This window comes from Paraburkholderia aspalathi (genome assembly GCF_900116445.1).
Classification (GTDB): domain Bacteria; phylum Pseudomonadota; class Gammaproteobacteria; order Burkholderiales; family Burkholderiaceae; genus Paraburkholderia; species Paraburkholderia aspalathi.
This window is the reverse complement of the sequence record NZ_FPBH01000001.1, coordinates 251,372-265,137: the sequence shown is the minus strand read 5'-3', so window position 1 is coordinate 265,137 and position 13,766 is coordinate 251,372. Positions and strand designations below refer to the sequence as shown.

The following is a 13,766-nucleotide window of genomic DNA, read 5'->3' as shown; positions in this document are numbered from 1 at the left end:
GTTTACTTCTTCACCGAGCGCTGACGCACCGCTTCGAACAGACAAACACCGCTCGCCACGGACACGTTCAGGCTTTCGACCGTGCCCGCCATCGGAATCTGCATGACCACATCGCAGGTATCGCGCGTGAGGCGGCGCATGCCCTCGCCTTCGGCGCCCATCACCAGTGCGACCGGACCGTCGAGTTCGGTCTCGTAGAGGCTCTTGGTGGCCTCGCCGGCGGTACCGACCACCCACACGCCCGCGTCCTTCAACTCACGCAGCGCGCGCGCCAGATTCGTGACGGTGATGTACGGCACGGTGTCGGCCGCGCCGCTCGCCACCTTCGCAGCGGTCGCGTTCAAACCCACTGCGCGGTCACGCGGCGCGATCACCGCGTGCGCGCCGGCCGCATCGGCCACGCGCAGGCAGGCGCCGAGGTTGTGCGGATCGGTCACGCCGTCCAGCACGAGAATCAACGGCGAACCGTTGATGCCGTCGAGCAGTTCGGCCAGATTCTGCGCAAGCGGCATATCGCCCGCACGCGCCACCACGCCCTGGTGCCGCTCGGTATGCGAGAGGCCCCACAGACGCGTTTCGTCGGCGGCGATCAAGCGCACGCCGGCTTCTTTCGCCGCGTGCAGGAACTCGGTCATGCGACGGTCTTTGCGCGTGGCGTCGTAGTAAACCTCTTCGACCGTCGACGCATCGTGCCGCATACGTGCGGTCACTGCGTGGAAACCGTATAGAACCTTGAGACGTGACATGACTGACAAACCTTTGATTGAGCGCGCCCTGACAGCGCGCTGCTGTGATGAATGCGAACCTGCTTACTGTGCTGCCTGAGTAGCGTGTCTCGCTACCTGACTTGATTGCGATGAAACGAAGACCGCGCGCAACCGGTACGTTTCTACGTACCCGATGCGCGCGGTTCAAGCCGTCAAACGACTTCAGCGCTTCTTGCGGGCCTGCGGTTTCGAAGCCGACTTGGCCGGCGCGCCGCCGTGTTTCTTCGCTGCACCGCGTGCCGCGCGCGCTTCCTTGACGGCTGCGGTTTGCGCCGGCGCTGCCTTCTTGCGCCGGCCACCCGGCGCTGCCGCGCCACCTGCACCGCTATCCACCGGCGGCAACGAGCGTACGCGCGCGCCGCCGCTTTCGCCGGATGTCTTGTCGGCGAGAGCCGGACGACTTGCCGGCGGCTTGATCGGCGTATCGCGCACGAGGCGGAAGTCGATCTTGCGCGCATCGAGATCGACGCGGCTCACCTGCACCCGCACCCGATCCGACAGGCGATAACGAATACCGGTACGCTCGCCGCGCAACTCGTTCTTGATCTCGTCGTACTGGAAGTAGTCCGAGCCCAGTTCGGTGACGTGCACGAGGCCTTCGATAAAGAGCGAATCGAGTTGCACGAAAATGCCGAACGACGTCACGCCGTTCACCATGCCGCCGTACTCTTCACCGAGCTTGTCACGCATGAAGTAGCACTTGAGCCAGGCTTCCACATCGCGCGATGCCTCATCCGCGCGGCGTTCGTTCGCCGAGCAATGCAGACCGAGTTCTTCCCAGATCGCCACGTCTTTCGACTTGTTGCGAACGCCGTGTTTTTCCTCGTCGGCCTGCTGCATCGCGCGGGCGCGCGGCGACAGCGCCGTGTTCAACTCGACGCCTTGCGGCGGCTCCGGCTGATACTTGCGGCCTTGCAGAATCGCGTAGATCGCGCGGTGCGTGAGCAGGTCGGGATAGCGGCGAATCGGGCTCGTGAAGTGCGCATACGCCTCGTACGCGAGACCGAAGTGACCGATGTTGTCCGGACTGTAGACAGCCTGTTGCATCGAACGCAGCAGCATGGTCTGCAACATCTGTGCGTCCGGCCGTTCGCGGATCTGCGCCATCAGCGCGGCGTAATCGCTGGCGTGCGGCTTGTCGCCGCCAGCGAGCGAAAGGCCCATGCCGCGCAGGAAGGTGCGCAGATTCTCAAGCTTCTCGGCGGTCGGCCCGGCGTGCACGCGGAACAGACCCGGGTGCTTGTTGCGCTTGAGGAAGTCGGCCGCGCAGACGTTCGCCGCCAGCATGCATTCCTCGATTAGCTTGTGTGCGTCGTTGCGGGTGCGCGGAATGATCTGTTCGATCTTGCCCTGCGCATTGCAGACGATGTACGTCTCGGTCGTATCGAAGTCGATCGCACCGCGCTTCTGGCGCGCGGCGAACAGCGACTTGTAGACGCCATACAGATTCTGCAGTTGCGGCAGCAAGGCGGCGCGACGCGCGGCCTCCGGGCCCTTGGTGTTTTTCAGCACCGCGGCCACTTCCGTATAGGTCAGCCGCGCCGCCGAGTGCATCACGCCCGGATAGAACTGATACGCCTTCACTTCGCCACGCGCGGTGACGATCATGTCGCACACCAGCACGCAACGGTCGACGTTCGGGTTCAGCGAGCACAAACCGTTCGACAGCTTTTCCGGCAGCATCGGAATCACGCGGCGCGGGAAGTACACCGAGGTGCTGCGTTCCAGCGCGTCGGCGTCGAGACCGCTCTTCGGATGCACATAGTGCGAGACGTCCGCGATCGCGACGATCAGGCGGAAGCCTTCGCCGCGGCCGACCTGAACCGGCTCGCAATACACCGCGTCGTCGAAGTCGCGGGCATCTTCACCGTCGATTGTCACGAGCGGCACGTCGCGCAGATCGATGCGATGACGCGCGTCGACCGGCCGGACTTCGTCGGGGAGCCGCGCGGCTTCGTCGAGCGCCGACTGGCTGAATTCGTGCGGCACGCCGTACTTGCGCACCGCGATTTCGATTTCCATGCCGGGGTCGTCGATATCGCCGAGCACTTCCACCACGCGGCCGAGCGGCTGCGAGTGACGGCTCGGGAAATCGGTGAGCTCGACCACCACCACCTGGCCGACCTTGGCCTTCTTGGTGTTTTGCGCGATCAGGATGTCATGGCCGATGCGCTTGTCTTCAGGCGCGACGATCAGCGCCCCGTTCTCGTTGAGCAGGCGCCCGATCACGCGCTTGTTGGCGCGGTCCGTGACTTCGACGATATGCCCTTCCGGCCTGCCGCGGCGGTCATAGCCGACAATGCGCGCGAGCACGCGATCGTTGTGCATGACCTTCTGCATTTCGCCGGTGGGCAGGAACAGATCGTCCTGACCGTCGTCGCGAATGAGAAAACCGTAGCCGTCACGATGGCCCTGGACGCGGCCCGCGACGAAGTTCGACGGATGGGTCAGCTGATAGAGATTGCGCTGATCGAGCCGAATCTGGCCGTCGCGCTCCATGGCGCCTAAGCGCTTGAAAAATCCTTCGCGCTCCTGGCGCTTGATCGACAGGGCTTCGGCGATGTCGTTCGCGGCAAGCGGCGCTTCACTCGTGCGCAGGACGCCCAGGATTTCTTCGCGGCTCGGGATCGGATACGGGAATTTGCTCAAGGGCTTGTCGATGATTTTTTCTCGTTGCATGGACGTCGGTCGGCGATGTGGCTGGGCTTAAGAGGCGCTTGGGTTTGCGCTTAAGTTGCACTTGCGATTGCACTGGAATGACTGCTCGGGTCCGGCTCGTTCAAGTCTGAGTCCGACGGGCGTGTGCACCGTGCCAACGAACTACTGCGAGGCATTCTAACACCCGTCTTGTGCGCCAAGCGGCCCGTCAATAGTCGCTGTGAGGCGCACGCAGGCTCGCTGCGGCGATGTTTAAGCGACTTTTGAGAAACGCTTGACAGCCCTGAATCTGTCGCTATAATGGCGTTCTTTGCTGTTCATCACCTGCCCAGGTGGCGAAATTGGTAGACGCACTAGGTTCAGGTCCTAGCGGTGGCAACACTGTGGAGGTTCGAGTCCTCTCTTGGGCACCAGATTCAAAAGTAAAGCCGCCTGATGTTTCGCATCGGCGGCTTTACTTTTTGTGTGAGGCTATGTGGTCCGATTCCGGTTTTTCGGTCGGATCATGTGGTTGGCAAGACGGTTGCGTCAACGTGAGTTGGCGGTGATTGAGCAGTGAAGTTTCGCTTCGCTGCACGACACAACCGGGCGGTCGATGAAGCGATAGTCAGTTTGGATGTAGGGATTGACACGCTGCATCAGCGCGCTAAAATAGCGGTCTAGGTTGAAGACGTGCCCAGGTGGCGGAATTGGTAGACGCACTAGGTTCAGGTCCTAGCGGTGGCAACACCGTGGAGGTTCGAGTCCTCTCCTGGGCACCAACAGTTGTTCCGGCTTAGTCCCAACTCAAGCCGAAGAAGTCCGAGAAACCCCGTAAGATCAAAGTCTTACGGGGTTTTTTGTTTTCTACAGATCCCTTGCGTTCCACTGACATCAACGATTTTTGCGTATGCACGGAATCGAAGCGCCCGTCTCGCAGCTTTCGCGCACTCGATTTAGTAGTCGTGCCGATGTGGAACCAGCATTGATGCTCGACCACACACGTACGCTCTCCGCGGCAGTCTCCTCCTTTAAGGCATCGGCGATTGATTGAAATGCGTCAATCCTGGTAACCGCCCGGCCGTCAGACGGTGCAAGTCACCCGTTTGTGGCGGTACGTTGCGGCGGCATCGTGTAGAAGGCATGCATGGCGTGCCAGATACGGTGGCGGTTGATGCCAAGCACCGCAACGTGGGCGACGCCCTTGATCTCACAGAACTGTTTGTCTTTGTTCGGCAGTTGCGAGAAGAAATCGAGTAATTCAGCATCCGTCGCGTTGCCATCGTGTTCGGCTCTCGTCATGCAAACGGAACACTGAAGCTTTTTGGGGTCGACCATCGGCATGTGGATCGCCATGTCGACATAGGTTCCGTTCGGCGTCCGCTTCACCAACTTCAGCTCGTAGTCACCCAAGGCTTTCGGTATTGCCGGGTCGACTGTCGACGGATCATCGCGCGAAAAAATGGCGTCGAAGCTCGCTTGCGAGGTCGGCCGGAAGTTGCTGGCCGTAAGCTTCGCAATGTTCGCACGCCGCTTCATGATCTCGGGCGCGCCCTCGCCGGTATAGGTGAACGCATCGAGCACCATGCGGTCGACCCGCTCCGGCTCTTCCATTGCAAAGACACCGAGACGGATCGAGCCAGACGACTGGCCGTAGAACATGACCTTCTTCTGTCCGGTAACTTGCTCGACAACCGGCAGCGCGGCTTTCAAATCATCGACGCCAGATCTGATATCTGAGTTCGATTCGGTCTTGGAGGAGCGGCCATAATTCTCGTGATCCATGGTCCAGACGTCAAAGCCGTATCTTGCGAACTCGTCCATGAACGAGTAGTTCGGCAATCCGGGGACCTGCAGGTCGAAACCGCCCCGCCCCGAGAACGACGAGCCATGCACCAGGAACAATACCGGCTTCGGGCTCGCATCTGCGTTTGCGCCGTCTGCGAGACGCTTGCGGTACAGGTATAGTTTCACCGCGCCTTTTTGCGCCCAGTGATCTTCGGCAATGATCTGCATGGTGGCAGCGCTGGCGCTTACCGGCATCACAGTCGTCGTGATCAACGTCACTGCTGCGCCTTGCAAAAAACGACGTCGCTGCAAGGCGTTCTGCTTTTCGGTCACATTGTTCATATCATTCATTCTGATTTCCCATGACTGTCCAACAATATTGAAGGTTCTCTGGTATTGCCGATTGATGGAATGAGCAATCAACTGCCAAGTCGAACCGACACACTCACAGAGCAGGACACACAGCGCTCCGATCCATCACGCCAACGCCGGCCCGTCGATCAGGCTGCCGCTCAGGTCAATTTCCCCGGGAGTGGCTTCGCCCTATTCCCGCGCGACACCTGCCGCTAGGTAGTGACCTGACGAATCACATTTCGGATCATGCCGATCCGATCGATTTCGGTTTCCATCACATCGCCAGGTTTGAGGAACTCCGGCGGGTTACGAGCGGCGCCGATGCCTGATGGTGTCCCCGTTGCAATGATGTCGCCGGGCTCGAGCGTCAGACCCAGAGACAGCTCTTCGATGATGCGCGGCACCTTGAAATACATCTGGCTGGTATTGATTTGCTGCTTCACCACACCGTTCACGCGCGTCGTCAGTTGCAGGTTGGTGTAGTCGATGTCGCTGGCGGGAATGATCCAGGGGCCAATCGGGCCGTGACCGTCCAGGCTCTTGCCCTTGAACCATTGGCCGCCATGATCGACCTGCATGTCACGCGCAGTCGTGTCGTTGATTACGGCATAGCCGAACACATACTGCATCGCGTCGGCTTCCGCGATGTTATGGCCACGCTTGCCAATAATGACCGCCAATTCGCCCTCCCAATCGATCTTCACGGACACCGATGGATTAAAGGGGATGGGGTCAAAGGGACCGTTGATGGTATGCGTGCCCTTGGTAAAGAACACCGGGTGCTTCGGCAGAGCTGCCTGCTTCGCGGTCAGACTCTCGCCAAAATGCTCCAGATAGTTCCAGCCGACAGCGTAGACGTTGCGGGCAGGCACCGGGATCGGCGCGAGTAGCCGCACGCCGTCAAGTGACGCATGCGCTCGCCCGGAGGCCGCGCATCGACGCGCCTGCGCGACGGCATCGGGCCCGGCGGCTATCAACGAGACCATGCTCGCCGGGTCGAAGGCCAGCGTCATACCCAACTCACGAGCAGTCGCGCCAAGGTCGATTACCATGCCCTGCGCCGTCACCACTCCAAGGCGCGGCGCTTCTGCGGCAGCATGTTGATAGGTCACCAGCCGCAACGCATCGCCAGCCAGTCCCGAGTCCGCGGGAACCTTGATTGCTGCAGGAGTCGCTCCAGCCCAAGTGGTTACCGCCGAACTGAGGGCGAACCCCGTGCCTATTTTAAGGAGAGTGCGACGCGATTTGTCCAAGATCGTTCCTTTGGAGTAGTAGAACTGAATAGCAGTGCGTGGCAAGCCCGGCAACGTAGGGCCAACGCGGTCAGCTTCCAGCTAGTTCGCCTGTGAAACAGCGTCGAATCCATTCGCTTTCAATGACGCCTGCACTGCCGGTCCGGTGATATAAGAGAGCAGCTTTTTTGCCAACGCCGGTGACCCGCTGTTGGCGCCGATACCCACTGCGTAGGTCGTCTTGAGCTGCAGGTCCTCTGGAATAGGCCCGACGAGTGTGACGCCATGAACGGGCTTGATTTCGCTGATCTGCCCCAGTCCGACGGATACTTCGCCCCGCGCCATGGCCTCCATAGCCGTTTGTCCTTCGGCGTAGTACTTGATCTTGGCGTCTACCCGGTCACCGATCCCAAGGCGGTCAATCAGTTTGGCGAGATAGATGCCCGACGTCGCTCCGGTTGCCGGGTCGGCCATACCGATCGATGGAGCGTCGAGCAAGACCTGCGCGAACGCCTGGTCATCTCCGATCGAGGGCACACCGGTGCCGGTCTTGACCGCCATACCGAGTCGCACGCGAGCGAGGTCTTTTTCCGACCCCTCCTGCACCAGATGACGCTCGACCAGATTGGCGAGCGGCGTGGGAGGAACAATGACGAGATCGAAAGCTTCGCCCGACACTGCCCGATCGTGTACCTGGCCTGCGGTGCCATAGATCAATCGGACATGGTCGCCACTCGCCGCCAAGTATTGCTCTGGCAGTTTCTCAAGAGCGCCCTTCAGCGCGGCCGCCGAAAAAACTACCAGATCCGCTGCGTGAGCCGGCTGAACCCCCGCGAGCAGCACGCCGATTAAAAATCCCGTTTTGACTTTCACGAGAACTGTCCTCACGATTAGCCTCATTGAATACTGTAGACGCCGATGCAACCACCGCACGGACCACCTGTCTTAGGAAGCGGTACAAACACGTGTCCATTCACGTCGCTCGCGGCAACCGAGTGGGCATTACCGCCCGTCGGGATGCTCTGCAAGAGCGTGTTGGTCCTGGCGTCGATCACGCCCAGAACCGGACCATTCGGCATCTGCCGGCCGCTAATGTAGTACTGCCCGTTTTTGGCGCTATAAGCCACTTCGTCAGCTGCGCCCATATCGAGGACCGAGGCGACAACTGCCCCGCTATCTCCGTTGACGATCAGCGTAACCGGCTTGAGCGTCGATTTCTTGCCGCCGGCGTTGCAACCGATCACCAGATTCTTTCCCGGCCCGCGTGCCAGCCCGGCAGGTGTGCAGTCGGAAACCTTCATGACATTCGTGACTTCGCCCTTGAGCGGATCGATCATGGCGATTCCGCCCGTTGACTTGTCGCCCTTGATCTCTGGAACCGTCATCAGGAAGATGCTTTTCGGTGCGTAATAGATCGGCTGCTCGATTCCGTCGGTCGCGTCATTGAAGACGATCTTTTTGAGGATCTTATGTCCCGGCCTGGTCGAGATCAACGTCACGAAAGGAGGATCATCCGCATCGTTGGTGACGATAAAGATATGGTGCCTGGGATCGTATGCCATCTCGTCAGCGCGGTTTTTCCCGCCCGTCTTGATCGTATCGACGATTGTCTGGGACTTGAGGTCGATGACCTTGACCGAGCTATCCCCATCGCCGGCCCAGGCTTCTTTGCCAATGACCAGGACGCCGTTAGGCCCTGCCGTATCGTTGTCCTTGTCGAAGCCGACAAAACCGGGGATCTGGCCAACTACCTTGTCTGTGGCTCCGTCAACAATATCAACGGCCTTGTTGCTTCGGTCGGCCAGGTAATACCGATTTGTCTTCTGGTCGACATAACTGATGTCGAACGAATCCAGGGGTGCGCCCGGAACCTGCACTTTGGAAATCATCTTGAGTTCAGCGGCGCCGACATGGCCGGTCAGGACACAAGAAAACACGCTGCCGAGCAGCGCGAGCGACTTTAGCTTGTATGACATCGTCTCGATCCTTTTTGTGTTACTGCCATTACTTGCTTCAGATTTAACAGCCGATTTTTTTGCACGAGTGGTGCCTTGCGGCGGCATCGAAAGAACCCGCTTCCTTCGCGCGTTGCCTGCAAGGTGTTCGTGAATCTCAGGTTCCATTTGCCAGTCGGATAATTTTTTAAGACAAGCGTTTCGTCTGAGACGCCGCGGCAGTGACTATCAAAACGCTCGTGGCTTCTGCATGCGTCGTCAGAACTTGTGGGTAATGCCCATCATAAAAGCGACCTGATTTGGCGTGCTTGAGCTGGATTCGAGGTCACCCACCGAACCGCCAGCGGCCACGACGCTATTGCCGTCTGCGCTGAAGGTGGTGCCGTGTGCATGCGAGTAACCGCCGATTGCGTAGACGGTCGTACGCTTGGACAAGGAGTATTCCGTGCCTGCCGCAACAGTGTTGTACGTAGCCGAAGAAGCGCCGCTTGATCTCGTATAGGTGTAGCCGACGTTCACCGCAAGCGCTGACGTCACCTGGTAGTCGAGAGATGTGGCTCCGGTATTGAAGGTTTCGGTACGGTTGAATGCCGCGAAGCTTGTATAGGGTTTCCACTGCGCATTGCTGTATCGCACGTTAACGGTAAACAGACCGATAGCATACTGAGCTGCAACGTGGGTGATCAGCCGTGAGCCTACAAACGCGACGCTGCCAAAGAGCGGCGTGACGGAGTTGTTCTGAGTCTGATCGGCCGTGCCCAAACCGCCGGGACCGTCGTTCTTGGTGAAGATATAACCGACGGCTAGTCCCAGGCCGCCGTTGGTGTACGACGCAGCAGCCGAGGAAAGTTCCTGCGAAGATATGTTGCCCGCCACGCCGCCCAAACCGTACATCAATTCATACTGCAGGCCGCCATAAGTCGGGCTCGTGTACTTGATTGAATTGTCAACCCGGAAGGTATTGTCGTTGTTGTCGGCATCTCCCGGGGTCGTAAACGCGGGACCATAACCGTCGGCCGTAAAGGGTTGAACCAGATCAACCGTCGGATCCAGCTGACGACCGATCGTGATCGTGCCCAGGGTAGTGCTCGACAGACCCACCCATGCGTTCTTTCCAAACTCGCGGCCACCCTGCCTCAACTTGCCGGTGTTGATGTCAAAGCCGTTTTCCAGGTTGAAAATCGCCTGAAAACCGCCACCCAGGTCCTCCTTGCCTTTAATGCCCCACTGGTTGGTGGCCAGGTCAGCACCCTGCATCGTAACCAGGGAGGCGTGACCCACATTGTTGTAGTACGCCAAGGCGTCATCAATCTCGCCGTAAAGCGTGACACTGCTTTGGGCTTGGGCGATAGAAGCCGTGGACAGCATGGTCAGGGTAAAACACGAAATTGCGAGACGTCTCATAAAATCTCCAAGATATTATGGGTATAAGAATCCATAAATCCAGTCAGTTAGTAGACCGATTTAATTTGTGAGGAATGCCAACGCAAGACGCTGCGGCGCCCGGTGAAACGGATCGGCAGACCAAGCGATTCAAGCAGTGGAAAGCAAGGGATTCGGCTACGTCGATACGCTCTCACGCGCAGTCACGCAGTCATTCAAGGGCCTCCGTTGTCACTGTAATTGTCATCAACAATTACGCAAACAGCGTGCCAGTCTGTGCGACCACTAAGCGATTGATTTAAGGTGCGTTTGCCGTTTGTTCATTCGGCCTGATTGCGGAAAACCAGAAAAACGGCCATTTGATGGCTGGAAATATGGTCAAGGTCTTCCTGCCCCTGATCCAGGCCGTTTCATTTGAACTCCTCGGTACTGATGCCCAAGCGACGCATCTTGTCGTACAGAGTTTTTTTGGGTACGCCCAAACGCTCGCACGCGACAGCTGCGCGGCCCGAACATCCGCGCAACGCCTCTTCGATCAATTGGCGCTCGAACAGATTAAGTTTGGTCTCAAGCGAGGGTTTCCCGGTATTGTCGTCGCTGCTGGCTGGGTCTACTCGCGTCGGCATACCTAACGTAAAGCGCTCAGCGACGTTACGTAGTTCCCTTACGTTTCCCCCCCATGGTCTCGACATCAGATCGTGCCTTTGCGCTGGCGAGATTTCCGGTATCGGCCTGTTGTATTCAGCCGCAGCCCGTACGACAAAGTGCTCGAACAGGAGGGGGATATCCTCGCGGCGTTCCCGCAGCGGAGGAATCTCAAGCACCATGACGCCTAGCCGGTAATACAAGTCATCGCGAAAGTGGTTTGTTGAAGACAGCGCCAACAGATCCGCCTTGGATCCCGCGACGATCCGGCAATCCATCTCAAGCAGATCGTTGGAGCCGACACGCTCGAACTTTTTCTCCTGCAGCAAGCGCAACAGTTTTACTTGCAGCGACATCTGCATTGTTTCAATCTCGTCGAGAAACAGCGTGCCTCCCCGGGCATACTCAATCTTCCCGATACGCCGCTTGATCGCGCCGGTGAAGGAACCAGCCTCATGGCCGAACACTTCACTTTCGAACAATAGCTCGGGAATACCCGCACAATTGATCGCCGCGAAATTCTTCGCCTTTCGATGCCCGTAATCATGCAGTGAACGGGCGACCAACTCCTTGCCCGTTCCCGTTTCGCCGAGGATCAGTGCATTTGCGTCGGCGTCGGCCAGTTCCAGGATCATTCGGCGCAGGCGTTCGATCGCTGGAGAACGTCCGAGAATCCTTGCTTCTATATTGTCCCGATGCGCAAGTGCCTGACGAACGGTTGCGAGTTCAAGCGTCAGGCGACGTTTTTCGAGCGCGCGCTGCGATACGTCGACGAGTTGTTCCGACGAGTACGGTTTCTCGACAAAATCATAAGCACCGCGGCGCATCGCGTCGACCGCCATCGGGATGTCACCGTGACCAGTCACGAGGATGACCGGCAGCGATGCGTCAGTTCCAACCGTATGCTCCAATAATGCGAGGCCGCTCATGCCAGGCAACCGGAGATCGCTAACCAGAATGCCGGGGAAGCCAAACTCTATATAACGCAGGGCATGTTCGGCCCGCTCGAAGGACTGGACCTCCAGGCCGCTCAAACGAAGTGCTTGCGTGCCGCCAAGGCGCACCGCCGCGTCATCTTCCACAAATAGCACTTTTAGATTATTAGACATTGTCTTCTCACAGTGTGGCCCGTTTTAGCCTGACGGTGAATTCAGTGCCGTCTGGTCTGTTTTTGGCGACCAGGGTGCCTCCGAACTCCTGGATGATGCCGATCGAAATCGTCAAACCCAATCCCAACCCTTCGCCCTTGTCTTTAGTCGTAAAAAACGGCTCGAACAAGTGATTTCGAACCTCGTCCGATATGCCCGTGCCGGTATCGCGCACGCCAATCGAAACGTGATCCGCTTCGTCACAGACGATAATTGTCAGCACGCGCGCTCGAGCCAGGCCGTCGATGCCGATTTCGGCCATCGCATCCAGTGCATTACTAATCAGATTGATAAATACCTGCTCAAGACGGTTAGGTTCCGCGATCGCGTATACACTTTCTTCCGGCTCTTCGCGCACTAACTCGACATTGCCGCTGCGAATCCGGGCATCAAGCAGGAAGATGGCGTTGGAAATGGCTGAGCCGATCAGGACCCGTTCGAGGTAAGTGGGCGATTTGCGCGCAAAGCGTTTGAGCTGGCTGGTGATTTTTCCCATGCGTTCGGTCATGTCGCAAATGACTCGCAGGTTTTGACACGCCTCGTCGAATTCAAACCGCTGCATGAACATCAACGCATTCGAAGACAACGTCCGTAGCGCCGCCAAAGGCTGGTTCAGTTCATGTGTGATGCTTGCGGACATCTGCCCGAGCGCTGCCATTTTTCCGGCCTGGACCAACTCCTGCAATGTCGATTTGAGTACGGTTTCTGCGCGCCGGCGCTCCGAAATCTCAAGCTCCAACGTCTTGTTCATTCGATTCAACGCGTCGGTTCGGCGCGCTACCTTGCGTTCAAGTTCCTCATTCATGTGGCGCAGGTTTTCCTTGGCCGCAAGTTCCTGCGCGACGATCCGCCGCCGCTGCAAAAGATACAAAATGAAAACCATCACCAACGTCATCCCCAACCCGACCCCAAGGGCGACGTTCACTGCTGATACTTCTGCGGGCGTGATGTCCGACAGCGTGCTTATCGTCCAGCTTGTATCAGGCACCGCGCGGCTCAACAGCAAAAAACGGGATGTTAGAAAAGCCGGGGCATGCGGGCCCAAATTGGCCTTAGGCGCGAATCTGGCTATATTGGCCGTGTCCCCTGCCGGCTCTTGCATGATCAAGCCGACCGGTTCCAGTGCGCCCGGCGCATCATATTGATGGTTGGCAATGATCGCCGCGCGCGCCTGCGCCGATAAGACGCCGAGTGACTTGAATCTCCAGCGGTCCTGAGTCGATAGAAAAATAACGCCGTGAATATCGCTGATCGTTGCCGTATCGCCCGCACGTTGCCAAATTTGCTCGATCTTGCTGAGGTTGATCTTGACGGTCGCGATTCCAACGACTTTTCCGCTGGCGTAGATTCGCTCGGCATAGAAGTAGCCAGCTTCCTTGCTTGCGGCCCCTAAGCCGTAGAACGTGCCACTGCCCGTCGAGAGCGCTTCCTGAAAATAAGGTCTGTAGCCGTAGTTAATTCCGACGAAACTGTAGGGCTGGTCCCAGTTACTCGACGCCAGCGTGTTGCCCTGTACATCCATGATGTACAGCGTATCCGAGTGCGCCCCCCGATTGACCGCGGCTAAATATTGGTCGACCCGCCCGGTGAGCGCGGCATCGTTAGGCTCGAGCAACAGTTGCACCACTTCGGGATTGAGGTTCACGAGCGACGGCAAGTAGGCATAGCGTGCCAATTCGCTCTTTAGTGCAGTGTCGTAGATATCGATGCGATGGACCGCCGCTCGGCGAATAGTCTCGATGCCGAGTTGCTCGGCATATTGATAGGACCAGTAGATGCCCGCAACAATGAGCAGCACGACTCCTGCATATCTCTTCAACCATTGCTGAGCATGCACGTGCTGGCAGAGCCAGTTGC

General features: G+C 58.4%; 9 protein-coding genes and 2 tRNA genes. 2 read left to right on the top strand and 9 right to left on the bottom strand.

Going from position 1 to position 13,766, the window contains the following annotated elements:
- Window positions 1-2 precede the first annotated feature (2 nt).
- Complete coding sequence (rlmB, locus tag BM438_RS01180; RefSeq protein WP_063496380.1) at window positions 3-746, bottom strand: 23S rRNA (guanosine(2251)-2'-O)-methyltransferase RlmB; 744 nt, start codon at window positions 744-746, stop codon at window positions 3-5.
- A 183-nt stretch (window positions 747-929) separates the two neighbouring features.
- Entirely contained in the window at window positions 930-3,446 is a 2,517-nt protein-coding gene (rnr, locus tag BM438_RS01175) for a ribonuclease R (protein ID WP_093632533.1), read from the bottom strand.
- Window positions 3,447-3,751: 305 nt separating this feature from the next.
- On the opposite strand from rnr, the gene BM438_RS01170 reads away from it, so the two are divergent.
- Both BM438_RS01170 and BM438_RS01165 read left to right on the top strand, forming a co-directional pair.
- Window positions 3,752-3,838: transfer RNA gene (locus BM438_RS01170), tRNA-Leu, on the top strand.
- A 261-nt stretch (window positions 3,839-4,099) separates the two neighbouring features.
- Window positions 4,100-4,186 (top strand) — tRNA-Leu (locus BM438_RS01165).
- A 316-nt stretch (window positions 4,187-4,502) separates the two neighbouring features.
- Here the strand turns inward: BM438_RS01165 and BM438_RS01160 are convergent.
- The 7 genes from BM438_RS01160 to BM438_RS01130 all read right to left on the bottom strand — a co-directional run bounded on the left by BM438_RS01160 (window position 4,503) and on the right by BM438_RS01130 (window position 13,707).
- Window positions 4,503-5,543: an alpha/beta fold hydrolase gene (locus BM438_RS01160; RefSeq protein WP_093632532.1), complete on the bottom strand. Its 1,041-nt coding sequence runs from the start codon at window positions 5,541-5,543 to the stop codon at window positions 4,503-4,505.
- Window positions 5,544-5,758: 215 nt separating this feature from the next.
- Window positions 5,759-6,799: a fumarylacetoacetate hydrolase family protein gene (locus BM438_RS01155; protein ID WP_093632531.1), complete on the bottom strand. Its 1,041-nt coding sequence runs from the start codon at window positions 6,797-6,799 to the stop codon at window positions 5,759-5,761.
- A gap of 81 nt (window positions 6,800-6,880) precedes the next feature.
- Window positions 6,881-7,651, bottom strand: a complete 771-nt coding sequence (locus BM438_RS01150) for a molybdate ABC transporter substrate-binding protein (protein ID WP_167378277.1) — start codon at window positions 7,649-7,651, stop codon at window positions 6,881-6,883.
- Window positions 7,652-7,674: 23 nt separating this feature from the next.
- Window positions 7,675-8,901, bottom strand: a complete 1,227-nt coding sequence (locus BM438_RS01145) for a YncE family protein (RefSeq protein WP_143131627.1) — start codon at window positions 8,899-8,901, stop codon at window positions 7,675-7,677.
- Window positions 8,902-8,991: 90 nt separating this feature from the next.
- The gene (locus tag BM438_RS01140; protein WP_093632528.1) at window positions 8,992-10,137 is read right to left on the bottom strand and encodes a porin; all 1,146 of its coding nucleotides are present in this window, start codon (window positions 10,135-10,137) and stop codon (window positions 8,992-8,994) included.
- Between the two features lie 389 nt (window positions 10,138-10,526).
- Window positions 10,527-11,870: a sigma-54-dependent transcriptional regulator gene (locus tag BM438_RS01135; protein ID WP_093632527.1), complete on the bottom strand. Its 1,344-nt coding sequence runs from the start codon at window positions 11,868-11,870 to the stop codon at window positions 10,527-10,529.
- 7 nt (window positions 11,871-11,877) lie between these two features.
- Window positions 11,878-13,707 (bottom strand): ATP-binding protein, encoded by a 1,830-nt coding sequence (locus BM438_RS01130; RefSeq protein WP_167378276.1) that lies wholly within the window; start codon window positions 13,705-13,707, stop codon window positions 11,878-11,880.
- Between the last annotated feature and the right edge of the window lie 59 nt (window positions 13,708-13,766).